The sequence below is a fragment of the Citrobacter sp. Cpo074 genome (assembly GCF_030332745.1).
GTDB lineage: Bacteria > Pseudomonadota > Gammaproteobacteria > Enterobacterales > Enterobacteriaceae > Citrobacter > Citrobacter portucalensis.
Genome location: NZ_JAOWHG010000032.1, coordinates 1 through 22,978, shown reverse-complemented (window position 1 = coordinate 22,978; position 22,978 = coordinate 1). Strand labels below are relative to the sequence as shown.

At 55.0% G+C, this 22,978-nt stretch carries 21 protein-coding genes; 14 read left to right on the top strand and 7 right to left on the bottom strand.

Features of this window, described 5'->3' with window-relative positions:
* Positions 1–12: 12 nt before the first annotated feature.
* The 3 genes from OGX83_RS13590 to OGX83_RS13580 form a co-directional block, all read right to left on the bottom strand.
* Positions 13–1,266 carry an MFS transporter gene (locus OGX83_RS13590; protein WP_153686868.1) on the bottom strand — a complete coding sequence of 418 codons (1,254 nt, stop codon included), beginning with the start codon at positions 1,264–1,266 and terminating at the stop codon, positions 13–15.
* 51 nt (positions 1,267–1,317) lie between these two features.
* Complete coding sequence (locus OGX83_RS13585; RefSeq protein ID WP_286588259.1) at positions 1,318–4,401, bottom strand: beta-galactosidase; 3,084 nt, start codon at positions 4,399–4,401, stop codon at positions 1,318–1,320.
* Positions 4,402–4,522: 121 nt separating this feature from the next.
* The gene (locus OGX83_RS13580; RefSeq protein ID WP_020996590.1) at positions 4,523–5,605 is read right to left on the bottom strand and encodes a LacI family DNA-binding transcriptional regulator; all 1,083 of its coding nucleotides are present in this window, start codon (positions 5,603–5,605) and stop codon (positions 4,523–4,525) included.
* Between the two features lie 111 nt (positions 5,606–5,716).
* On the opposite strand from OGX83_RS13580, the gene OGX83_RS13575 reads away from it, so the two are divergent.
* Positions 5,717–6,379 (top strand): class I SAM-dependent DNA methyltransferase, encoded by a 663-nt coding sequence (locus OGX83_RS13575; protein ID WP_267456848.1) that lies wholly within the window; start codon positions 5,717–5,719, stop codon positions 6,377–6,379.
* Here OGX83_RS13575 and OGX83_RS13570 read toward each other — a convergent pair.
* Together OGX83_RS13570 and OGX83_RS13565 are read right to left on the bottom strand one after the other, a co-directional pair.
* A complete protein-coding gene (locus OGX83_RS13570) occupies positions 6,376–7,326 on the bottom strand; it encodes a GlxA family transcriptional regulator (protein WP_063941275.1) in 951 nt (316 codons plus the stop codon). The genes OGX83_RS13575 and OGX83_RS13570 overlap by 4 nt on opposite strands.
* An 18-nt stretch (positions 7,327–7,344) precedes the next feature.
* Complete coding sequence (locus tag OGX83_RS13565) at positions 7,345–8,121, bottom strand: MBL fold metallo-hydrolase (RefSeq protein WP_286588254.1); 777 nt, start codon at positions 8,119–8,121, stop codon at positions 7,345–7,347.
* Positions 8,122–8,504: 383 nt separating this feature from the next.
* On the opposite strand from OGX83_RS13565, the gene OGX83_RS13560 reads away from it, so the two are divergent.
* The 3 genes from OGX83_RS13560 (at position 8,505) to OGX83_RS13550 (ending at position 10,110) form a co-directional block, all read left to right on the top strand.
* On the top strand, positions 8,505–8,750 hold the full coding sequence (locus tag OGX83_RS13560; RefSeq protein ID WP_003021350.1) for a YmjA family protein: 246 nt from the start codon (positions 8,505–8,507) through the stop codon (positions 8,748–8,750).
* Positions 8,751–8,836: 86 nt separating this feature from the next.
* Positions 8,837–9,313 (top strand): cold-shock protein, encoded by a 477-nt coding sequence (locus tag OGX83_RS13555; protein WP_003830914.1) that lies wholly within the window; start codon positions 8,837–8,839, stop codon positions 9,311–9,313.
* 239 nt (positions 9,314–9,552) lie between these two features.
* Positions 9,553–10,110, top strand: a complete 558-nt coding sequence (locus OGX83_RS13550; protein WP_223849069.1) for a hypothetical protein — start codon at positions 9,553–9,555, stop codon at positions 10,108–10,110.
* 235 nt (positions 10,111–10,345) lie between these two features.
* Here OGX83_RS13550 and OGX83_RS13545 read toward each other — a convergent pair whose 3' ends face one another.
* Both OGX83_RS13545 and OGX83_RS13540 read right to left on the bottom strand, forming a co-directional pair.
* Positions 10,346–10,648: a putative quinol monooxygenase gene (locus tag OGX83_RS13545; protein WP_008783873.1), complete on the bottom strand. Its 303-nt coding sequence runs from the start codon at positions 10,646–10,648 to the stop codon at positions 10,346–10,348.
* Positions 10,649–10,783: 135 nt separating this feature from the next.
* Positions 10,784–11,596, bottom strand: a complete 813-nt coding sequence (locus tag OGX83_RS13540) for a DNA-binding transcriptional regulator (protein ID WP_286588335.1) — start codon at positions 11,594–11,596, stop codon at positions 10,784–10,786.
* A gap of 191 nt (positions 11,597–11,787) precedes the next feature.
* Here OGX83_RS13540 and OGX83_RS13535 point away from each other — a divergent pair, with 191 nt between their 5' ends.
* The 10 genes from OGX83_RS13535 to OGX83_RS13490 form a co-directional block, all read left to right on the top strand.
* A complete protein-coding gene (locus OGX83_RS13535; protein WP_060682689.1) occupies positions 11,788–13,452 on the top strand; it encodes a bifunctional 3-(3-hydroxy-phenyl)propionate/3-hydroxycinnamic acid hydroxylase in 1,665 nt (554 codons plus the stop codon).
* 1 nt (position 13,453) lies between these two features.
* The gene (gene mhpB / locus OGX83_RS13530) at positions 13,454–14,398 is read left to right on the top strand and encodes a 2,3-dihydroxyphenylpropionate/2,3-dihydroxicinnamic acid 1,2-dioxygenase (RefSeq protein ID WP_032942486.1); all 945 of its coding nucleotides are present in this window, start codon (positions 13,454–13,456) and stop codon (positions 14,396–14,398) included.
* Between the two features lie 28 nt (positions 14,399–14,426).
* Positions 14,427–15,293, top strand: coding sequence for a 2-hydroxy-6-oxonona-2,4-dienedioate hydrolase (mhpC, locus tag OGX83_RS13525; protein ID WP_149384038.1), 867 nt, complete (start codon positions 14,427–14,429; stop codon positions 15,291–15,293).
* A gap of 9 nt (positions 15,294–15,302) precedes the next feature.
* Positions 15,303–16,112 (top strand): 2-keto-4-pentenoate hydratase, encoded by an 810-nt coding sequence (gene mhpD / locus OGX83_RS13520; RefSeq protein ID WP_008783878.1) that lies wholly within the window; start codon positions 15,303–15,305, stop codon positions 16,110–16,112.
* The gene (gene mhpF, locus OGX83_RS13515; RefSeq protein WP_048214820.1) at positions 16,109–17,059 is read left to right on the top strand and encodes an acetaldehyde dehydrogenase; all 951 of its coding nucleotides are present in this window, start codon (positions 16,109–16,111) and stop codon (positions 17,057–17,059) included. Before mhpD ends, mhpF begins: the two co-directional genes overlap by 4 nt.
* Positions 17,056–18,069 carry a 4-hydroxy-2-oxovalerate aldolase gene (mhpE, locus tag OGX83_RS13510; protein ID WP_060682685.1) on the top strand — a complete coding sequence of 338 codons (1,014 nt, stop codon included), beginning with the start codon at positions 17,056–17,058 and terminating at the stop codon, positions 18,067–18,069. The genes mhpF and mhpE overlap by 4 nt, the downstream gene beginning before the upstream one ends.
* A 69-nt stretch (positions 18,070–18,138) precedes the next feature.
* Positions 18,139–19,350, top strand: coding sequence for a 3-(3-hydroxy-phenyl)propionate transporter MhpT (gene mhpT, locus OGX83_RS13505; protein ID WP_020996588.1), 1,212 nt, complete (start codon positions 18,139–18,141; stop codon positions 19,348–19,350).
* Positions 19,351–19,624: 274 nt separating this feature from the next.
* On the top strand, positions 19,625–21,028 hold the full coding sequence (mmuP, locus tag OGX83_RS13500; protein WP_001373486.1) for an S-methylmethionine permease: 1,404 nt from the start codon (positions 19,625–19,627) through the stop codon (positions 21,026–21,028).
* Positions 21,015–21,947 (top strand): homocysteine S-methyltransferase, encoded by a 933-nt coding sequence (gene mmuM / locus OGX83_RS13495; protein WP_032942494.1) that lies wholly within the window; start codon positions 21,015–21,017, stop codon positions 21,945–21,947. Before mmuP ends, mmuM begins: the two co-directional genes overlap by 14 nt.
* Positions 21,948–22,310: 363 nt before the next feature.
* Positions 22,311–22,978, top strand: a 668-nt coding sequence (locus tag OGX83_RS13490) for an IS110 family RNA-guided transposase (protein ID WP_286587435.1), incomplete at its 3' end; no start/stop codon positions are given.

Here is a 22,978-nt window from a genome sequence, read left to right as displayed (position 1 = left end):
GCAAAGAGGCTTTTACAGCGCGACGCTTTCGCGACGACGCAGCAGGGAAAACGGCCCCGGACCGCTAAGGGTAAATACGGAAATCAGCGTGAAGCTCAGCGCAATAATCCCCAGCACCAGATAAGCTCCCTGGAAACCAATACTCTCATACATTTTCCCGGCCAGAACTGACATGAAAATCATGGCTAACTGTTTGAAGAAACAGAAACACACCAGATAAATCGTGGCCGAGAAACGTACTTCGAACTGGCTGGTGATGTACTTGAAGCAGCCGACGATCAGGAACGGTATCTCAAACATATGCAGCGTTTTGAGAATAACGACCTCCAGTGCAGTGGTGGCGAATGACGAGCCAATAATCCTTACCGACATAATCGTACCGGCCAGCAGCAGGGCGTTCTTTCCGCCAATTCGGTTCACAATCAGCGGTGCAAAGAACATGATCGAGGCGTTGAGTAATTCTCCCATCGTCGTGACGTAGCCAAACACGCGGGTACCCTGTTCGCCGGTGGCAAAGAATGAGGTAAAGAAGTTGGCGAACTGCTGGTCAAACACATCGTAAGTACAGGAAACGCCGACCACATACAGGGAGAGGAACCAAAGTTTCGGCTGTTTAAATAACTCCAGCGCCAGCTTCAGGCTGAATGCCGAGTTATTGGCGCCTACCGCATCCGCGACTTTTGCAGAAGAGGGGGCATCTGTTTTTGAAAATAATAGCAGTAATGCCAGAATGACCGCACAGCCAGAGCCTAACCAGAAGACGAATTGGTTATTGATGGTGAACATAATTCCGGCAATCGAGGCGCACAGCGCCCAGCCCACGCAGCCAAACATGCGCGCGCGACCAAATTCAAAGTTGCTTCTGCGGCTGGCTTTTTCAATGTAGGCTTCAATCGCTGGGGCACCGGCATTGTAAATAAAGCCAAGGTAAATCCCGCCGACAATTGAACCCAGTAAAATATTAACCTGCAATAATGGACCAAATACGTAAATAAAGAACGGGGCAAACATTACCAGCATGCCGGTAATTACCCACAGCAGATGTTTACGCAGGCCGAGCTTATCGGACAGTAGCCCGAAAATTGGCTGGAATAACAAAGAAAACAGTGAGATGCAGGCGAAGATGATGCCGGTATCGCCTTTGCTGATATGGTTTACATCGTGTAACCAGATAGGGAAGAAGGGGAAATACGCACCCATAATAAAAAAGTAAAAGAAGAAGAAAAAGCCAAACATCCAAAAGTTAGTGTTTTTTAAATAATACATAACAGACTTCCTATAAATGCGGGCAGGTATCAACCTGCCCTGCTTATATTATTATTTTTGGCCCCAGACGAACTGGAAGTGGTAGCGTCCGGCGCTCAGCTGGAATTCCGGCGATACGGAAGGAGTCCACGAATCATCGCCGCCGACGCCCATATGGAAGCCATCAATATTGAGCCAGGTGCCCGCCTCAGGTTGCAGCAGATGGCGGTGGCTGGTTTCCATCAGTTGCTGCTGGCTAAAGCGGCTGATGTTGAACAGGAAGTCTCCGCGCCACTGGTGCGCACCGTAGTACAGTTCGCGCGTACCGCAGCGCAGACCGTTTTCGCTCGGGAAAACATACGGGGTGTACATCTCATCAAGCGACAGATCCCAGCGATCGAAACAGGCGGCGCCCAGACGGTCCGGGTAGTTCTCATGCGGGCCGAGACCTAACCAGTTCACTCGCTCCGCAACCTGCGCCAGCTGGCATCTCAGGCCGATGCGGGCCGGATGTGGCGTACTGCTGGCAACGTCGACATCCACCGTTACCTGCATTTCACCATTGCCGTCAATACGGTAGCTTTTTCGGCTGACGAACAGCGTTTCGCCCTGATACTGCCACGCATGTTCGGTGGTGATCAGTACCGCATTGCTCAGCGTATCGGCAGCACAGTGCAGTAACGTTGCTTCAGCCTGATAGTGACCGGCGGCCTTCCAGCGTTCAACCCAGGCGTTAGGGTCGATGCGGGTTGACTCGCTCACGCCGATGTCGTTGTCCAGCGGCGCGCGGGTGAACTGGTCAGTAAGCGGGCTTACCAACTGGGCTTCATCGCTAATCCAGTATTGTGTTAGCAGGCCGGAATGACGATCGAATTGCCAGCGTGTGTTGTTGGCCACCACGGTAAAATTGCTCTCACTAACATCCAGCTGTGGTGCGCTGCTGACGCGTGATGGACGTACCAGGCTGAGCTTCTCTTCCAGCTTCCACTGTTGCCAGGCGCTGATATGCCCGGCTTCTGACCATGCGGTCGCCTGAGGCTGCTCTACGCGCACCGTCAACCACAGTTCGCCTGCGGTGTCCGGCATCGGAACGTTCGGCAGGGTAATCACCTGGCGGCCCTGTGGGGCGATATCCAGAACGATTTCTCCGGCCGCCAGAGGGTTGCCGTCAAGGGCAATCGACCAGTGCAGAACTTCGTTATCGCTGCGGCGGAACATATATTCGCTGGTCACTTCAATCTGGCGTTCAGCGCCCGGCAGTAACGTGAACTGGAAAAACTGCTGTTCATGTTTGGCCTCATATAACGCCGGATGCGGAGTGCGATCGGCGAACACCAGCCCGTTCATGCAAAACTGACGATCGTTAGGCGTGTCGCCAAAATCGCCACCGTAGGCTGACCATGCTTTGCCGTTCTCATCATATTTGGTCAGCGACTGATCCACCCAGTCCCAGACAAATCCGCCCTGCAGGCGCGGATACTGACGGAACGCTTGCCAGTATTTGGCGAAGCCGCCAAAGCTGTTGCCCATAGCGTGGGCGTATTCACAAAGGATCAGCGGACGCTGTTCGCCGGGCATCGACAGCCACTTTTTAATCGACCATTTGGGTACTGCGGGGAAGGGCTGATCCTGATCGACGCGGGCGTACATCGGGCAAATAATGTCGGTGGCGGCAGTATCAGCTCCACCGCCCTCGTACTGCACCGGACGTGACGGGTCTTCTGATTTTATCCAGCGGTAGAGCGCGTCGTGATTGACGCCATGGCCGGATTCATTGCCCAGTGACCAGATAATAATGCTCGGGTGGTTGCGATCGCGCTGCACCATGCGCGTGACTCGCTGGCTCATGGCAGGCAACCATGCGGGATCGTCGGTGAGGCGATTCATCGGCACCATGCCGTGGGTTTCAATGTTGGCTTCGTCGACCACATACAGGCCGTAACGATCGCACAGGGTGTACCACAGCGGATGGTTCGGGTAATGGGAACAGCGCACGGCGTTGAAGTTATTCTGCTTCATCAGGATGATGTCCTGCACCATCGTCGCCTCATCCATCACCTGGCCGTTGACCGGATGGTGCTCATGGCGGTTGGTACCGCGAATCAACAGCGGCTTGCCGTTTAACAGCAACAGGCCGTTTTCGATACAAACCTGACGAAAACCAACGTCACAGGCTTCCGCTTCAATCAGTACTCCGCCTGCGGTGTGTAACTGCACAACGGCGCGGTACAGATTGGGCGTTTCGGCACTCCATAGCGCCGGTTTTTCGACGTTCAGACGCAGAGTCACCCGGTCATGATAAGCGCCGCGCTCATCAATGATCTCACTGCCGAGCGGTGAGGTCGTTTCGCGGGTGAGCGTTTCACCTTCCCACAATTGCAGGGTGACGCGTAAATCTTCGCTCTCGTTGCCACCCACTCTGACTTCCGCTTCCAGCGTGGCGCGGCTGAAGTCGTCATTAAAACGGGTATTAATGCGCAGGTCGCGGATTTGCGTAGTGGGCTTATGCAGCAGGGAGACATCGCGAAAAATACCGCTCATGCGCCACATGTCCTGGTCTTCCAGATAGCTGCCGTCGCTCCAGCGCAGCACCATCACAGCCAGACGGTTTTCGCCGCGCAGCAGATAATCGCTAAGATCAAACTCAGACGGCAGACGGCTATCCTGACCGTAGCCGACCCAGCGACCGTTGCACCACAGATGAAACGCGGAATTGACGCCGTCAAAAATAATGCGCGTCTGGCCTTCCTCTAACCACGCGTCTTCAACATTAAATGTGAGCGAGTAACATCCTGTCGGGTTCTGTGCCGGAACGTACGGGGGATTCACCGGGATTGGGTAGGTGACGTTGGTATAAATTGGCGCATCATAACCGGCAATCTGCCAGTTAGAGGGGACGTTGATGATGTCTGCCTGTGGCAGATCGCTTGTCAGCCAGCTTTCTGGGACAGCCTCCGGCGCGGCAAACCAGGCAAATTGCCACTGGCCATTCAGCGAGCGTAACTGACTCGAACGCTGATTGGTACGTGCATCATCCGCTGAGCGCCAGCTACAGAACGGCGGATGTGCTTCCAGCCGGTTGAGCTGCGTGACGCCGGGATTTTCCCAGTCGCGGCGGGCCAGAACAGCGGAGAGTGAATCTGTGTTCAGGTTCATAACGGTATCCTGTTTGAATTTGTTACTCGCTCACAATTTCAATCAAAATACGAACAAGCGCTCCTTGCTGTAAAGGATAGGGCGTTCAATAAGTGAACTGACTCACACAATTGTTATGCGTTCACAATTTGGGGGTGAGCTGAGAAACTTGCCGCGCCAGCTGGATCAGTGAATCAGCCAGCGCCTGGGGAGTGGTGGTTTGCGTATCGGGAGGCAGAACCGTTTTGCGCTTGACCAGGGTGACGGGAAGCAGTTGGTTACCCACGCTGGAGCCGCCACGGGGGAGTTGCAATAGCCTGTCGACGCTGGTTTCACCCAGCAACGGAAAATCCTGCCTGATGGTGGTCAGCGGTGGGATGTAACAGGCGCTGTCTTCGGTGTCATCGTAGCCAATTACCGATATATCTACGGCGACCCGCAGACCGAACTCGCTGATTGCCCGCATCGCGCCCAGCGCCATTTGATCGTTAGCGACCAGCATGGCGGTAGGGAGGTTACCGTTATTCAGCATGTGCATCGTTTGCTGAAAACCAGACATCGCGCTCCAGTCGCCTTCCAGCTCCACAACGGGTTGTAGCTGGTAATGTGCCAGATACTTGTGCCAGCCCGCATGCCGAAGCCTTGCCGAAACGGAAGTGTGCGGCCCACTCAGCAGGGCGATCCGTTGATGTCCGTGCTGCACCAGATGTTCAACGCCAAGGCGCGCGCCGTCGTCATGAGAGAAAATCACGCTGTTAATTGGCGTCAGGTCAGAGACATCGAGAAACAGCACCGGCACCGTACCGCAGGCAGCGGCCACGGCAATGGCATCTTCTTCATCCAGCGGATAGTTGATGATAAGCCCGGTTACGCGTTGAGAAAGCAGATTGTGGACCGCGGCTTTACAGGACTCAACGCCGCTGCGCTCGACCATGGCGATCACCACGCTGGCACCGGACTGGTCGGCGCGGGATTTTATGGCAGCAACGATTTGTGAGGGGGCATGCAGAGCTAGGTTTGCCGTCACAACGCCAATCAGTGGCGTCTGTTTGCCAGCCAGCTGCTGTGCAACGCGGTTAGGAATGTAATTGAGTTCCGCCATCGCGGCCTCAACTTTCTGTCGGGTTTTTGCGGAAACGTGGCTGGCCTGGTTCACGACGCGAGAGACGGTCTGGTAAGAGACGCCTGCATGGTCTGCCACATCGTATAGCGTTACCGGTTTCACGTTTATCACCCCTGTCATGACGTTATCTGTGCGCTATGATGCCACAGCGGGACGGTTTTGGGGTATTTGCGCATGGGTTCTGCGAGGCGCATTCCAGGGTTTGAGGATAGTGTGCTGAAGGATTTATCGTCGTTATACCTAACAGAAGAAAAAAGCGAGGGCATTGTGAGCGAATCTGCGGCAAATAATATTCTGTCCATCTACCGACGCCATGCGGATGCTTTTGCCAGCCAGCGCTCGCGCACCTTGTTCGAGAAAAGCTGGCTCGATAAATTTATTTCCGTGATGGGCGGGCAGGGCAGCATTGTGGATATTGGCTGCGGCAACGGTCAGCCGATCGCCGGTTATTTTATCCAGCAAGGTTTTCAGCTTACCGGCGTTGATGGTTCCCCGGCGATGCTGGCGCGGGCCCGAAACACTTTTCCCGCACAGCGCTGGCTGGAACAGGATATGCGCGAGTTGGCACTCAATGAGACTTTCGATGGTCTGATCGCCTGGGACAGCTTTTTCCATTTAACTCAGCAGGACCAGCAAAAGATGTTCCCGATTTTTGACCGCCTCAGCCATCCCGGCAGCGCGCTGATGTTTACCAGCGGTACGGACAACGGCATCGCGATGGGGCAATTTGAAGGTGAGCCGCTGTTTCACGCCAGCCTCGCGCCGGATGAATACCGCGCACTGCTGTCAGCACACGGTTTTGCGGTGGTCGAGATGGTGATGGAAGATCCGCACTGCACCGGGCACACCATCTGGCTGGCGCAAAAAAGAGGCTAATCGCCGCGAAAGGTTTTACGCCATTCAGCCGGGCTAACGCCAAAGTGGGATTTAAAATGCTGGCGCCAGGTGACGGGCGACTGAAAACCAACCTGTTCTGCGATGCGTTCAACGGGTAACTGGCTGGACTCCAGCAACGTCTGGCTACGGCGCAGGCGCTCGGCAATCAACCATTCGGCCACGCTTGACCCTGTGGCCTTCATAAAATGACGGGTGAGGGTGCGACGGCTCATCATCACCCGTTGCGCCAGCTCGTCAAGATTATGCGGTTCATGGAGATGCTGGCGCAAATAGTCGAGCAGGACGTTGATGCGCTGATCTTTGGTATTTTTCGCCACCGGTTGCTCGATAAACTGTGCCTGGCCGCCCTCGCGATGTGGCGGCACAATCATCCGTCGGGCAATCTGATTCGCCACCGTGCTGCCAAAACGCTGGCGGATGACGTACAGGCAGCAATCCAGCGCAGCGGCGGTGCCTGCCGAGGTAATAATACCGTCGTCATCCACGTACAGCGCGTTGATATCCAGATGAGCTGCCGGAAAGCGGGCCTGAAAATCCTGCTCGAACTCCCAGTGCGTAGCCGCCCGTTTGCCATCCAGCAGACCGGCGTAGCCGAGCACAAACGCACCAAGGCATAACCCAACAATCTGCGCGCCGTTTTGTCGCGCACGATTAAGCGCATCAAGCAGGCTTTGTGGTGGCCGATGTGCCGTGGTACCCCACCAGGGGATCACCACAATGTCGGCGGCCTCCACCGCTTCATAGCCGTAGGCTGCGTTAATGGAGAAGCCATCCTGCGAGGAAACGATACCCGGTTGTTCGGCGCACAGTTGCACCTCAAAGCGCTTTTTCGCCGCTACTTTGTCGCTAAAAATAATGCACGGCACCGAGAAGTGAAACGGGCTGAAATCTTCCACGGCAACAATGGCGACGTTAAGCGGTTGCATAGGATTCCTTTGTGGAGTTTAAAACGTCAGGGTTTCGCCATCTTCCGGCACGTTAACGAATTGCGCAAGCTGGTTGTCGCGGGCGTACTCTTTCAAGGCTGAGCGAGTCAGCAGACAGTGGTTAATCGCCTCCATGTGGGTCGCCACAATTTGTGCTTCGGGCAGCTTGAAGTGGGTTTTTAGCACATCTTCCGCGCCCATGATAATTGGGCCAAAACCGATAACGTGGGCAAAGCCTGCGTTCAGAATGACCACGCCTGGCTGGAAAGTTCGCATGTTGGTTTCCACCTCGTCGCGCCAGATGGTGTCCCCGACCAGATACAGTGTTTTTTCCGCCGGATGCTGGAAGATAACCCCGCAGGCATCACCCAGACGCTCAGCCATTTGCGGGATGGCGTAAGCACGATCCGAACCGTGCTGGCCGCCGGTTTTACGCAGGGTGATATCACCAAGCGCGGTGTTTTGCGTCAGTACGGTCAGTTGCGTGAAACCTTGTTCCCGCAGTACCTGCGCATCGCGATCGTTTTGCACATAAATCGGTTTGTCTTTCGGTACGACACGAGCCGCGGCTTCATCCCAGTGGTCTTCATGCAGATGGGTCACGATCAGCGCATCAACGTTGAGCAGGGTGTCGATATCGACAGGCAGATCAACGGTCGGGTTGCGGATCTCGGCGCGTGCCGTACCGGCAAAGCCCGGATAAGTACCTTTTGCCGCCAGCATAGGGTCGATCAGAAAGGTTTTGCCACCAAAAGTGATGTGCTGCGTAGCGTTACGGATTTGCGTGATGTTCATGGTGTTTGCTCCACGTGTTGGGTCAGTGGTGTCATCGTAGAGTGTTGTCCAGAAGATGGATGTGGGCAAATGGGCGACTAGCGATGGGATTGGGCCAACTACAGATTACAGATGTCGATAATGTAATTAGAATTAAAGTAATTTACTATTTCCTTTGTGACTCGTTATTTAATACGCAGTTGTTTTTATCGAGCTGAATAAGAATGCTGTTATTTAAATACGGAAAGGTTTATTAAATGCGAAGTTGTGCCGGAAAACATTATTGATATATGTAATGCATAGTGACCAATAAAACAGATCGCGAACCATGAAATAAGAATGCTATCATTCACACCAGACGCGGCAGGCAACTGCTGGCACACGCATTTACCCCGGAGCAACTGATGAACAACGACATTCCGCTAAAATATTATGATATCGCCGACGAGTACGCGACCGAGGCCGCAAAGCCGGTGAGCGACACAGAACGTGACGCGCTGGCGCACTACTTCCAGCAGCTGATCACCCGTTTGATGAACAACGAAGAGATCAGCGAAGAAGCGCAGCAGGAGATGGCTACCGTGGCAGGTGTCGACGCTCAGCGTATCGATGATATTGCGGAGTTCCTCAATCGTTGGGGTAACGAGTAGCCAAAGACATGGCCTGTGTTTTACACTGCGCGCAAATTGAGTAGGTATACTCTACAAGTAATAGGTTTAATCAGGCGGAAACAGCAATGAACGGAACAATCACAACGTGGTTTAAAGATAAAGGCTTTGGATTTATCAAAGATGAAAACGGCGACAACCGCTATTTTCATGTGATTAAGGTTGCTAATCCTGAGCTGATCAAGAAAGACGCGGCGGTGACTTTTGAGCCCACCACCAACAACAAAGGCTTGTCTGCCTACGCGGTAAAAGTCATACCAGACAGCAAGTACATCTATATTGCAGGCGAGCGTCTGAAGCTCACCTCGATCAAGTCATTCCTGGTCTACAGCGAAGAAGTCCCTGTAGAGACCCGTATCGACAAAGAAAATGCTGTGCTGTCTGTCGGCGTGCTGATGAACAGCATCCGACCGAAATCAGACGTCAAGCCTGGTGAAATGCGCACGCTGAAAAAGCTGGCCATCACTACCTTCCAGGGCACGACGCTGATCTTCTCGGAAGATGAAATTGACATCGACGCGACGGTGAAACTGCTTAAAGTCTGAAACCCTTCAGACTGAATAAAAACCGGAACGCTGCTCTTTTCAGGAGCGGGTTTCGGTTTTTTTTTGATATGTGTAATTTACGTGATTCAGGTATGTAGTGATAAAATTAGTAGGTAGCAATCCGTTTCTGAATAGGTATATATTATCCGTATTAAATAAATATGATCGCCAACTATTTGCAGATTAGTAGCGCGGTTAACTAATAGTGATTCACCGGTATAACTAATGGGGTAATATAAGTGATTTTTAAAAAAATATGGAAAGCTATATCTTCTGAATATATACCATCGGCCATTTGCTTTTTTCTCCTTGCAAAAATGGATTATGAAATAATATCTATCTGGCCACAGAATGAATCGGTTGATGACAGAATTAAACTTTCTTTACTATTCATTCATTTGGTGATGATTTTAGTGATGTTTACTCCGCTAATTAATCGGTTTTTGTCACGAGTAGACAATGAGAAACTTGAAAAGTTTATAGCTCTTCCGCAGAAAGATAAAAACATCACATACATCGATTATTATGATTTTCTGAGCGGGCTTGCTTTATCAGCATTTTACTTATCTATCCTTATTTTTACAATGAAGAGTATTTACGAAGAAGCAGGATGGATAATTTCTGGTATTTATATATTTACAATGTTTGTGTCTTCTATTTCTATTGCTGCATTGTCATTGCTTAGATTTATCTGGTTATTTACAAAGTTTAATAATTATATATATTGGTTTATTGTTTTACTTGCGAGCAGTATGTGTATGGCAGTTATTGGTGCCGCGATGAAAATGGCCTCGTAAAAATGCGCTTAATATCTGGAACAGTAATAATGGAGTGTAAACTCTAAATAACAATACAGCTGGAACAGTGATGATTCCGTTTTGTAATCCGTGGGATGCATTGTTGCAAAGCTTAAAGCCTCTTTTGAAGAGGCTTTAAGCCCTCAGCGACCAGGGAAGTAAAAGACTGTCTTTCCTGGTGTTGAGCATTCTGCCAAAAACATAATTAACAGTATTCCAACTACTTTCTTCATTATCACGAGACTGCCGGATTTACCACGTCATCCATCAGTATGTAACGTGCTTCCTGGCGCGTGTATTGATCGATTAATGGTACAAGTCGCTGGAAATGCTCGCTGGCACAATGTTCATCGAGAGCCGCGTGGTTTGGCCATTCTTCGATAAAAATAAAATGCCCCGGATCTTTTTCATCAATATAGAGGTCGTAAGCAATGCAGTGCGGTTCTTTCTTCGTTGCCGCTATTAGCTCACGATACAACGGGAGAACAGTTTCAATATACTCAGGTTTGATGAAATCCTCAGCAATGACCTTTAACATGCAGCCTCCTGGCAGAAAACGAATGCACACTATGTAATGAAGATATTTTTTGGGCAAGAGGTCACAGAGTTTTATCGGCCGGATAGTGAGTTATGCCAGCTATCAATCAGATGATCCGCATAACTGTGATCCATCTCACCTCCCGGCAACCAAAATCTCCTGCGATTCGACGCCGTCCTCTATCTGTTTCGCCACCTTTTGTAAGGCCGGAAGATGCTTTTCCGCGGCCTGTTCGATGGTCATGGCGCTGGCCATATACACCAAATTCAGGCTGCCGATCACCCGCTGTTCGCTGCGGATGGGGACGGCGATAGAAGCGATTTTCTCTTCCTGATCCCAACCGCGAAAGTTCTGCCCAAAACCGTCTTTTCGCGCGCGGGTCAAAATGGCATTGAGCTTCAGCGGCTCGCGCGCAAGCTGGAACTCTTCTCCCGATCGGGAGGCAAGCATTTCAATCAGTTCCTGCCGTTCATTCTCCGGGCAAAATGCCAGCCAGGTCAGGCCGGATGCGGTTTTCAGCAGTGGCAAACGACGCCCTACCATCGCCCGGTGAAACGACAGACGGCTGAAACGGTGGGTGGTTTCACGTACCACCATCGCGTCCACATCCAGCGTGGAAACGTCGGTCGGCCAGATGACCTCGCGCAGCAAATCTCCCAGCAGCGGGGCGGCGAGTGCAGAAATCCACTGCTCGTCACGAAACCCCTCGCTGAGCTGGCGGACTTTAATGGTTAAGCGAAAGCTGTCATCGGACAGGCTGCGCCGGACGTAACCCTCATCCTGCAGGGTTTCCAGTAGCCGTCTGACCGTGGTGCGATGCAGGCCGCTTAACTCAGCAAGTAAGCCAACACTGGCCCCACCATCGAGCCGGTTTAACATATTTAATAACATTAATCCGCGCGTTAATCCGCGTACGGTTTTGTACTCAGTGCTCTCGTCATTTTTCATATTCATTGACAAATCTACAGGTAAAACAATGTTGTGCACTTAGTGCACATCCTGGCATGTTTTGATTGTAGCGCAAAAACTCGCTTCTATACTGACCGCACAACAAAAAATTATTCACATATTTTTAACAAAACAGATTGCGCCTCACCAGGGTCCGCAATTGCGTTTTGTCCGAGTCGTGAGGTTCTGAAATGACAACAAAAAACCCGGATATCCAACCCGCTGTGCAGCATACCGCGCAGGTGGCGATTGCCGGTGCTGGTCCGGTAGGGCTGATGATGGCCAACTATCTTGGCCAGATGGGCATTGAGGTGTTGGTAGTGGAGAAGCTCGACACGCTGATCGACTATCCTCGCGCCATCGGCATTGATGATGAAGCGCTGCGCACTATGCAGTCTGTGGGGCTGGTCGAGAACGTTTTGCCGCACACCACGCCGTGGCACGCGATGCGCTTTCTCACCCCGAAAGGCCGCTGTTTTGCTGATATCCAGCCGATGACCGACGAATTTGGCTGGTCGCGCCGCAATGCTTTTATTCAGCCGCAGGTGGACGCGGTGATGTTGGAAGGGTTGTCGCGTTTTCCCAACGTGCGCTGCCTGTTCTCCCGCGAACTGGAGGCCTTCAGCCAGCAAAACGGCGAAGTGACGCTAAATCTGAAAGCGCCAGACGGTCAACGTGAAACGGTGAAGGCTCAGTGGCTGGTGGCCTGCGACGGCGGCGGCAGCAACGTCAGACGCTCGCTGAACGTGCCGTTTGAAGGTAAAACCGCACCGAATCAGTGGATTGTGGTGGATATTGCCAACGATCCGCTCAGCACGCCGCATGTGTATTTGTGCTGCGATCCGGTGCGCCCGTATGTCTCCGCCGCGCTGCCGCACGCGGTGCGCCGTTTTGAGTTTATGGTTATGCCGGGGGAAACCGAAGCGCAGCTTAGCGAGCCGCAGAATATGCGCCAGTTGCTGAGCAAAGTGCTGCCGAACCCGGACAACGTCGAGCTAATCCGCCAGCGCGTGTATACCCATAATGCTCGTCTGGCCGAACGTTTTCGTATTGACCGCGTGCTGCTGGCGGGCGATGCGGCGCACATTATGCCGGTCTGGCAGGGTCAGGGATACAACAGCGGCATGCGCGATGCTTTCAATCTGGCATGGAAACTGGCGCTGGTGATTAACGGTAAAGCCGGCGATGCGCTGTTGGATACCTACCAGCAGGAACGCCGCGACCACGCCAAAGCGATGATCGACCTCTCCGTGACCGCTGGCAACGTACTAGCGCCGCCCAAACGCTGGCACGGCGCGGTACGCGACGGGGTTTCCTGGCTGTTGAACTATATTCCGCCGGTCAAACGTTACTTCCTTGAAATGCGGTTTAAGCCGATGCCGCAGTACCACGCCGGGGCGCTGGTGCGTGAAGGCGACGCGAAAACTTCACCGGTCGGCAAGATGTTTATCCAGCCGAAGGTGACGCTGGAATCGGGCGAAGTGACGTTGCTCGACAACGTCATCGGACCGAATTTCGCGGTGATTGGCTGGGGCTGTAACCCACTATGGGGCATGAGCGAGGCGCAGATCCAACAGTGGCAGGCGCTGGGGACGCGTTTTATCCAGGTCGTGCCGGATACGCAGATACATACCGATCAGGATAACCACGACGGCGTTACCCGCATTGGCGATACGCAAAACCGCCTGCGCGCGTGGTTTGCCCAGCACAACGCCGCGCTGGTGGTAATGCGCCCGGACCGCTTCGTGGCCGCCATCGCCATTCCGCAAACCCTGGGCAGCACCCTGAATAAACTGGCGTCGGTGATGACGCTCACTCGCGCTACTGCCGACATTCCTGTTGAAAAGGTTGCCTGATATGCACGCTTATCTTCACTGTCTTTCCCACTCGCCGCTGGTGGGCTATGTCGACCCGGCACAGGCTGTGCTCGACGAGGTTAACGGCGTGATCGCCAGCGCTCGGGCACGTATTGCGGCGTTCGAACCTGAACTGGTCGTGCTGTTTGCCCCCGATCACTACAACGGATTTTTCTACGACGTGATGCCGCCGTTCTGTTTAGGCGTTGGAGCTACAGCGATCGGCGATTTTGGTAGTGCGGCGGGGGAATTACCGGTGCCGACAGATCTGGCTGAAGCCTGCGCCCACGCGGTAATGAAAAGCGGTATCGATCTCGCCGTGTCCTACAACATGCAGGTCGATCATGGCTTCGCGCAGCCGCTGGAGTTTTTGCTCGGCGGCCTGGATAAGGTGCCGGTGCTGCCAGTGTTTATTAACGGCGTCGCCACGCCGCTACCGGGCTTTCAGCGTACCCGCATGCTCGGTGAAGCGATTGGCCGTTTCGCCAGCTCGCTGAATAAGCGCGTGCTGTTTTTAGGCTCCGGTGGTCTGTCGCATCAGCCGCCGGTACCGGAGCTGGCGAAGGCTGATGCCCATATGCGTGACCGCCTGCTCGGCAGCGGCAAACAGTTACCTGAAAACGAGCGCGAGCTGCGCCAGCAGCGGGTGATCAGCGCCGCCGAGAAGTTTGTGGTCGATCAAAACACGCTACACCCGCTTAACCCTGTCTGGGATAACCGTTTTATGTCCCTGCTTGAGCAGGGGCGTTTGCAGGAGCTGGACGCGGTCAGTAACGAAGAGCTGTCCGCGATGGCGGGCAAATCAACGCACGAAGTTAAAACCTGGGTTGCCGCCTTTGCCGCCATTTCTGCTTTTGGCAACTGGCGCAGCGAAGGCCGTTATTACCGCCCGATCCCGGAGTGGATCGCCGGATTCGGCTCCCTGAGCGCCACTACACAGAACTAAAACAGAACTGAATATGCAGGAGAACATCATGACTTACCAACCGCAAACCGAAGCCGCTACCAGTCGTTTTCTGGAGGTGCAGGAAGCAGGCGAAACCCTACGCGTGCATTTCAATGACTGTGGGCAGGGCGATGAGACCGTCGTGCTGTTGCATGGCTCTGGTCCTGGCGCGACGGGCTGGGCAAACTTCAGCCGTAATATCGATCCGTTGGTGCAGGCCGGATACCGGGTGATCCTGTTGGATTGTCCTGGCTGGGGCAAAAGCGATGGGATCGTTAACCGCGGTTCGCGATCCGATCTCAACGCCCGCATCCTGAAAAGCGTGGTCGATCAGTTGGATATTCAAACAGTCCACCTGCTGGGTAACTCGATGGGCGGTCACAGTGCTGTGGCGTTTACCCTGAGCTGGCCGGAGCGCGTGGGCAAACTGGTATTAATGGGCGGCGGAACGGGCGGCATGAGCCTGTTTACCCCGATGCCGACCGAAGGTATCAAGCGCCTGAATCAGCTGTATCGTGAGCCGACCATCGAGAACCTGAAGCTGATGATGGAGATCTTTGTCTTCGACACCAGCGACCTGACCGAGGCGTTGTTTGAGGCGCGCCTGAATAACATGCTGTCGCGTCGCGATCACCTGGAAAACTTTGTCCAGAGTCTGGAGGCCAACCCGAAACAGTTCCCGGATTTCAGCCCGCGTCTGGGTGAAATCAAAGCTCAGACTCTGATTGTCTGGGGACGCAATGACCGCTTTGTACCGATGGATGCCGGTCTGCGCCTGCTCTCAGGAATTGCCGGTTCCGAGCTGCATATCTACCGCGACTGCGGGCACTGGGCGCAGTGGGAACATGCGGATGCCTTTAACCAACTGGTGCTGAACTTCCTCGCACGCCCTTAAGGAACGGACATGACGAATCGTAATCTTGAGCAGCTAGCCGCCGATTTACGTCAGGCTGAAGAAAAAGGGGAAGCCATCGCCCCGCTGCGTGAATTGATTGGTGTGGATAACGCCGAAGCGGCCTACGCCATTCAGCGCATCAACGTACAGTACGACGTAGCGCGCGGGCGTCGCGTGGTCGGGCGCAAAGTGGGGCTGACGCACCCGAAAGTGCAGCAGCAGCTGGGTGTCGATCAACCGGACTTCGGTACGCTGTTTGCTGATATGTGTTATGGCGATAACGAAACCATCCCGTTTTCCCGTGTTCTGCAACCGCGTATTGAAGCCGAAATTGCGCTGGTGCTGAACCGCGATCTGCCCAATACCGACACCACTTTTGACGAGCTTTACAACGCCATAGAGTGGGTACTTCCCGCGCTGGAAGTGGTCGGCAGCCGTATCCGCGACTGGTCGATCAAATTTGTTGATACCGTGGCGGATAACGCCTCCTGTGGCGTGTATGTGGTCGGCGGTCCGGCACAGCGTCCGGCAGGATTAGATCTGAAAAACTGCGCGATGAAAATGACGCGCAACAACGAAGAGGTCTCCAGCGGACGCGGCAGCGAATGCCTGGGACATCCGATCAACGCCGCCGTCTGGCTGGCGCGCAAAATGGCCAGCCTCGGCGAGCCGCTGCGTGCGGGAGACATTATTCTCACCGGAGCGTTAGGCCCGATGGTGGCGGTGAATGCGGGCGATCGTTTCGAAGCCTATATCGACGGTATTGGTTCAGTCGCCGCCACCTTTTCAGCGGCGGTTACAAAAGGAAGTCAGTCATGAGTAAGCGTAAAGTCGCCATTATCGGCTCCGGCAACATCGGTACCGATTTGATGATAAAAATTCTGCGTCACGGCGTGCATCTGGAAATGGCGGTGATGGTCGGTATCGATCCAGAATCTGATGGCCTGGCGCGTGCTCGACGCATGGGCGTTGCCACCACCCATGAAGGGGTGACAGGGCTTATCGCCATGCCGGAATTCGCCGATATCGACATCGTGTTTGACGCCACCAGTGCAGGCGCGCATGTGAAGAACGACGCCGCGCTACGTGCCGTTAAACCTGGCATCCGCCTGATCGACCTGACGCCCGCGGCAATCGGTCCTTACTGCGTGCCGGTGGTGAATCTGGCAGCCAACGTTGATCAGCAGAACGTCAATATGGTGACCTGCGGCGGACAGGCGACCATCCCAATGGTGGCGGCAGTTTCTCGCGTGGCAAAAGTCCATTACGCCGAGATTATCGCCTCGATCGCCAGTAAATCGGCAGGACCGGGTACCCGTGCCAATATCGACGAGTTTACCGAAACTACCTCGAAGGCGATTGAAGTGGTCGGCGGCGCGGCAAAAGGCAAAGCCATTATTGTCCTTAACCCGGCCGAGCCGCCGCTGATGATGCGTGACACGGTGTATGTGCTGAGCGAAGCGGCCTCTGAGGTTGAAGTTGAAGCGTCGATTAATGAGATGGCGGTGGCGGTGCAGGCCTACGTGCCGGGCTATCGCCTGAAACAGCGTGTCCAGTTTGAAGTCATCCCGGAGGATAAACCGGTGAATCTGCCGGGTATCGGCCAGTTCTCTGGGCTGAAAACCGCGGTGTATCTGGAAGTGGAAGGCGCGGCGCACTATTTACCAGCCTACGCGGGCAACCTCGACATTATGACCTCCAGCGCGCTGGCGACCGCTGAGAAGATGGCGCAGTCCCTCGCTCGTCAGGCAGGAGAAGCAGCATGAACGGTAAAAAAATCTATATCTCTGACGTGACCCTGCGCGACGGTATGCACGCTATTCGTCATCAATATTCGCTGGAAAATGTGCGCCAGATAGCCAAAGCGCTGGACGACGCACGGGTTGATTCTATTGAAGTGGCCCACGGCGACGGTTTACAAGGTTCCAGCTTCAACTACGGCTTTGGTGCGCACAGCGACCTGGAGTGGATTGAAGCGGCGGCGGACGTGGTGAAGCATGCCAAAATTGCCACGCTGTTGCTGCCGGGTATCGGCACTATTCATGACCTGAAAAATGCATATCAGGCCGGCGCACGGGTAGTGCGCGTGGCGACCCACTGCACTGAAGCTGATGTGTCGGCCCAGCATATTCAGTATGCGCGTGAGCTTGGCATGGATACCGTCGGTTTTCTGATGATGAGCCATATGACCACACCGGAGAACCTGGCGCAGCAGGCGAAGCTGATGGAAAACTACGGCGCGACCTGTATTTATGTGGTCGATTCCGGCGGCGCAATGAACATGAGCGATATTCGCGCCCGCTTCCGCGCACTGAAAGCGGTGCTGAAGCCGGAAACAGAAACCGGAATGCATGCGCATCACAACCTGAGTCTTGGGGTGGCGAACTCCATTGCCGCGGTAGAAGAGGGGTGTGACCGTATCGACGCCAGCCTGGCCGGGATGGGCGCAGGCGCGGGCAACGCGCCATTGGAGGTATTTATCGCCGCTGCGGATAAGCTTGGTTGGCAGCACGGCACCGATCTCTACGCACTGATGGACGCCGCCGACGATTTAGTGCGTCCACTACAAGACCGCCCGGTGCGGGTGGATCGTGAAACGCTGGCGCTGGGCTATGCCGGGGTGTACTCCAGCTTCCTGCGTCATTGCGAAGTGGCGGCAGCACGTTATGACCTGAGCGCAGTAGATATTCTGGTGGAACTGGGCAAACGTCGGATGGTGGGCGGCCAGGAAGATATGATCGTCGACGTAGCGCTGGACCTGCGCAACCGCAAATAAAAAATGATTACGCGGCTGGCAACGTATCAGCCGCGATTCACCTGCATCGTGACCTCAGAGGGACATCTTATGACGACCCGTACCCCCGCATCTTACCGCCTGACGTTGACCGTTGGGCTTTGCTTTTTAGTTGCCCTGATGGAAGGGCTGGATTTACAGGCCGCCGGTATCGCTGCCGTCGGTATCGCCCACGCGTTTGCGCTGGATAAAATGCAGATGGGTTGGATCTTCAGTGCGGGCATTCTCGGACTGCTGCCCGGCGCGCTGGTGGGCGGCATGCTGGCTGACCGCTATGGGCGCAAGCGCATTCTCATTGCCTCTGTGGCGCTGTTCGGCCTGTTCTCGCTGGCGACGGCGATTTCCTGGGATTTCTCATCACTGGTTTTTGCCCGTCTGATGACCGGTGTCGGGCTGGGCGCGGCGTTGCCGAATCTGATCGCGCTGACCTCCGAGGCGGCGGGCCCGCGTTTTCGCGGTACGGCGGTGAGCCTGATGTACTGCGGTGTGCCGATTGGCGCGGCGCTGGCGGCAGCGCTCGGGTTTAGCGGCCTGGCCTCCGCCTGGCAAACTGTGTTCTGGGTTGGCGGGGTGATCCCGCTGCTGCTCGTGCCGCTGTTGATGCGCTGGCTGCCGGAATCACAGGTTTATACCCAACAAACGCAAGTGGCCGCCGCACCGCTGCGTGCCCTGTTTGCGCCAGCGACGGCGAGTGCCACGCTGCTGCTGTGGTTGTGCTATTTCTTCACCCTGCTGGTGGTGTATATGCTGATCAACTGGCTGCCGATGCTGCTGGTGGAGCAGGGCTTTCGGCCATCGCAGGCGGCAGGCGTAATGTTTGCTCTGCAAATTGGCGCGGCCAGCGGCACGTTAATTCTCGGGGCGTTAATGGATAAACTGCGCCCGGTGGTGATGTCGCTGCTGATCTACACCGGGATGTTGGCTTCACTGCTGGCGCTGGGTACGGTGTCGTCATTGAGCGGCATGCTAATGGCGGGATTTGTGGCGGGGATGTTCGCCACCGGCGGGCAAAGCGTGTTGTATGCGCTGGCGCCGCTGTTTTACAGCACGCAGATCCGCGCCACAGGCGTGGGAACCGCCGTCGCAGTCGGGCGTCTGGGGGCGATGAGCGGTCCGCTGCTGGCAGGGAAAATGTTAGCGCTCGGTACCGGAACGGTAGGGGTGATGGCGGCTTCTGCGCCGGGCATTTTGCTGGCAGGCCTGGCGGTATTTATTCTGATGAGCCGCAAATCGCAGATGCCGATCCCGGCCAGCGGTGCTTAAGCATTCATCCGGTTGTGGGAGTGGGGAGATTTGGTTCCTACTTCCGGGTGAGCGCCGTCAGTCAACTGTGTTGCCAAAGTTTAGATAAAACATGGCAACGGAGGCGTTATGAGCTGGCGGCCCTTTTTGTATCTGATTATTAATCCCCACCCGCTATTAAGCGCCCGGCGCGGGCATCTGCGTCTGGTGCAGGGTTGACTTTGCATTCTGTTAACAAACGCGGTATAACAAACCTTCTTTGGATGTTTAGATGTCCATACGTTTAGAAGGTTATATGCAAACAACACAACAAAATGCGCCATTGAAGCGCACAATGAAAACGCGTCACCTGATTATGCTTTCCTTGGGCGGCGTGATTGGCACAGGATTATTCTTCAATACCGGGTACATCATCTCCACCACTGGAGCGGCGGGAACGCTGCTGGCCTATCTGATTGGCGCGCTGGTGGTCTGGCTGGTTATGCAGTGTCTGGGCGAGCTGTCGGTCGCGATGCCGGAGACCGGGGCGTTTCACGTTTATGCCGCGCGCTATCTAGGTCCGGCTACCGGGTATACCGTGGCCTGGCTCTATTGGCTGACCTGGACCGTGGCGCTGGGTTCGAGCTTTACCGCCGCCGGATTCTGTATGCAGTACTGGTTTCCACAGGTGCCAGTATGGGTCTGGTGCGTGGTGTTCTGCGCGATTATTTTTGGTCTGAATGTTATCTCTACGCGCTTTTTTGCCGAAGGGGAGTTCTGGTTCTCGCTGGTCAAAGTGGTCACTATCATCGCTTTTATCATCCTCGGCGGGGCGGCGATTTTCGGCTTTATTCCGATGCAGGATGGCTCGCCCGCGCCGGGGCTGAGTAATATCACGGCGGAAGGCTGGTTCCCGCACGGTGGCTTACCGATTCTGATGACTATGGTGGCAGTGAACTTTGCTTTTTCGGGTACCGAGCTTATCGGCATTGCCGCCGGTGAAACGGAAAACCCGCGCAAAGTTATCCCGGTAGCGATTCGTACTACCATCGCGCGACTGATTATTTTCTTTATCGGCACCGTGTTTGTGCTGGCGGCGCTGATCCCGATGCAGCAGGCGGGCGTGGAGAAAAGCCCGTTTGTGCTGGTGTTTGAGAAAGTAGGGATCCCGTACGCCGCTGATATTTTTAACTTCGTGATCCTGACGGCTATTCTTTCTGCAGCGAACTCCGGGTTATATGCCTCCGGGCGCATGCTGTGGTCGCTGTCGAATGAACGTACGCTACCGGCCTGTTTTGCGCGAGTAACGAAAAACGGCGTTCCACTGACGGCGCTGTCGGTCAGTATGCTCGGTGGTGTGCTGGCGCTGTTTTCCAGCGTGGTGGCCCCGGACACGGTATTTGTTGCGCTGTCGGCAATCTCCGGGTTTGCGGTGGTGGCGGTGTGGCTGAGTATCTGCGCCTCGCATTTTGTTTTTCGTCGCCGTCATCTGCAACAAGGTAAGGCATTGAGTGAATTACATTATCGCGCGCCGTGGTATCCGCTGGTGCCGGTATTAGGTTTTGTGCTGTGCCTGGTGGCCTGTGTAGGGCTGGCATTCGATCCAGCGCAGAGAATTGCGTTGTGGTGCGGGTTACCGTTTGTTGCGTTGTGCTATGGTGCTTATTTCCTTACTCAACCCCGAAACGCAAAACAGGAGCCAGAACATGTCGCAGAATAATCCGTTACGCGCTCTCCTTGATAAACAGGATATCCTGCTGCTGGATGGCGCGATGGCGACGGAGCTGGAAGCGCGAGGGTGTAACTTAGCCGACAGCCTGTGGTCAGCCAAAGTGCTGGTAGAAAACCCGGAGCTTATCCGCGAAGTGCATCTTGATTACTACCGGGCGGGGGCGCAATGCGCGATCACTGCCAGCTATCAGGCGACGCCGGCGGGCTTCGCCGCGCGAGGTCTGGATGAAGCGCAGTCGAAAGCGCTGATTGGCAAAAGCGTGGAGCTGGCGCGTAAAGCCCGTGAAGCGTATCTGGCAGAGAACCCGCAGGCGGGAACGCTGCTGGTGGCGGGATCCGTCGGGCCTTACGGCGCGTATCTGGCGGATGGCTCTGAATACCGTGGCGATTATCATTGTAGCGTTGAGGCATTTCAGGCGTTTCATCGCCCGCGCGTGGAAGCCTTGCTGGATGCCGGGGCCGATCTGCTGGCCTGCGAAACCCTGCCGAATTTTGCTGAGATTGAGGCGTTGGCTGAGCTGTTGACCGCATATCCGCGTGCGCGGGCGTGGTTCTCATTTACCCTGCGCGACAGCGAGCACCTGAGCGACGGTACGCCGCTGCGTGACGTGGTTGCGTTGCTGGCGGGTTATCCGCAGGTGGTGGCGCTAGGCATTAACTGTATTGCACTGGAAAACACCACCGCTGCGTTGCAGCATTTACACGGCTTAACGGCGCTGCCGCTGGTGGTGTATCCGAACTCGGGCGAGCAGTACGATGCGGTGAGCAAAACCTGGCATCATCACGGTGAGCATTGCGCGCAGCTGGCGGATTATATGCCGCAGTGGCAGGCCGCTGGCGCACGGTTAATTGGCGGGTGCTGTCGCACCACGCCTGCGGATATTGCCGCGCTAAAAGCGCGCAGCTGAGAGTTTTATCGGGTCTACATCGTTCATTGTAGGCCTGATAAGCGCAGCGCATCAGGCGTTGCCGGATGGCGGCGCAAGCGCCTTATCCGGCCTACATTGTTCACTGTAGGCCTGATAAGCGCAGCGCATCAGGCATTGCCGGATGGCGGCGCAAGCGCCTTATCCGGCCTTGTATTATCCTCTCTGTGCAGAGAGGGCCGGCCAGTTCTCCCTGCCATGCCGTCCGCATGCCGTATCCGGCCTTAGGTTAACAACCTGTATTGTAGATTTATGCAGCGGACTGCCGTTCTCCACAAGTGACAAACCGGACAGTATCATGGACCGGTTTTCCCGGTAATCCGCATTCACAAGGTTGGTCTCACTATGGAACAGGAACTTCATTTTATCGGTATTGACGTCTCTAAAGCCAAGCTGGATGTCGATGTGCTGCGTCCCGATGGCCGTCACCGCAGTAAAAAATTTGCGAACACCCTGAAGGGCCACAATGAACTCCTCCACTGGCTCAACAGCCATAACGTGGCGCCGGCGCATATCTGTATGGAAGCCACCAGTACGTATATGGAAGACGTGGCCGCCCATCTCAGTGATGCCGGATTCACCGTCTCCATCATCAATCCTGCCCTCGGCAAAGCCTTCGCACAGAGCGAGGGGCTGCGCAGCAAAACCGATGCCGTTGATGCCCGCATGCTGGCAGAGTTTTGCCGTCAGAAGCGCCCGGCAGTCTGGGAAGCTCCGCATCCGGTTGAACGGGCGTTACGGGCACTGGTGCTGCGCCATCAGTCACTGACGGATATGCGTACGCAGGAACTGAATCGCCTTGAGACAGCACGTGAGGTACAGCGTCCGAGTATCGACGCTCATCTGCTGTGGCTTCATGCCGAAATTAAACGCATCGAAAAGCAGATAAAGGACCTGACGGATGACGACCCGGACATGAAACACCGCAGGAAGCTGCTGGAAAGTATCCCGGGTATCGGGGAAAAGACGTCGGCGGTGCTGCTGGCTTATGTGGGACTGAAGGACAGGTTCAG

Coding starts and splice junctions, on each gene's coding strand:
- OGX83_RS13590 (WP_153686868.1), bottom strand. CDS start 1,266: ATGTATTATTTAAAAAACACTAACTTTTGGATGTTTGGCTTTTTCTTC.
- OGX83_RS13585 (WP_286588259.1), bottom strand. CDS start 4,401: ATGAACCTGAACACAGATTCACTCTCCGCTGTTCTGGCCCGCCGCGAC.
- OGX83_RS13570 (WP_063941275.1), bottom strand. CDS start 7,326: ATGCAACCGCTTAACGTCGCCATTGTTGCCGTGGAAGATTTCAGCCCG.
- OGX83_RS13565 (WP_286588254.1), bottom strand. CDS start 8,121: ATGAACATCACGCAAATCCGTAACGCTACGCAGCACATCACTTTTGGT.
- OGX83_RS13560 (WP_003021350.1), top strand. CDS start 8,505: ATGAACAACGACATTCCGCTAAAATATTATGATATCGCCGACGAGTAC.
- OGX83_RS13555 (WP_003830914.1), top strand. CDS start 8,837: ATGAACGGAACAATCACAACGTGGTTTAAAGATAAAGGCTTTGGATTT.
- OGX83_RS13545 (WP_008783873.1), bottom strand. CDS start 10,648: ATGTTAAAGGTCATTGCTGAGGATTTCATCAAACCTGAGTATATTGAA.
- OGX83_RS13540 (WP_286588335.1), bottom strand. CDS start 11,596: ATGAAAAATGACGAGAGCACTGAGTACAAAACCGTACGCGGATTAACG.
- OGX83_RS13535 (WP_060682689.1), top strand. CDS start 11,788: ATGACAACAAAAAACCCGGATATCCAACCCGCTGTGCAGCATACCGCG.
- mhpB (WP_032942486.1), top strand. CDS start 13,454: ATGCACGCTTATCTTCACTGTCTTTCCCACTCGCCGCTGGTGGGCTAT.
- mhpC (WP_149384038.1), top strand. CDS start 14,427: ATGACTTACCAACCGCAAACCGAAGCCGCTACCAGTCGTTTTCTGGAG.
- mhpD (WP_008783878.1), top strand. CDS start 15,303: ATGACGAATCGTAATCTTGAGCAGCTAGCCGCCGATTTACGTCAGGCT.
- mhpF (WP_048214820.1), top strand. CDS start 16,109: ATGAGTAAGCGTAAAGTCGCCATTATCGGCTCCGGCAACATCGGTACC.
- mhpE (WP_060682685.1), top strand. CDS start 17,056: ATGAACGGTAAAAAAATCTATATCTCTGACGTGACCCTGCGCGACGGT.
- mhpT (WP_020996588.1), top strand. CDS start 18,139: ATGACGACCCGTACCCCCGCATCTTACCGCCTGACGTTGACCGTTGGG.
- mmuP (WP_001373486.1), top strand. CDS start 19,625: ATGCAAACAACACAACAAAATGCGCCATTGAAGCGCACAATGAAAACG.
- mmuM (WP_032942494.1), top strand. CDS start 21,015: ATGTCGCAGAATAATCCGTTACGCGCTCTCCTTGATAAACAGGATATC.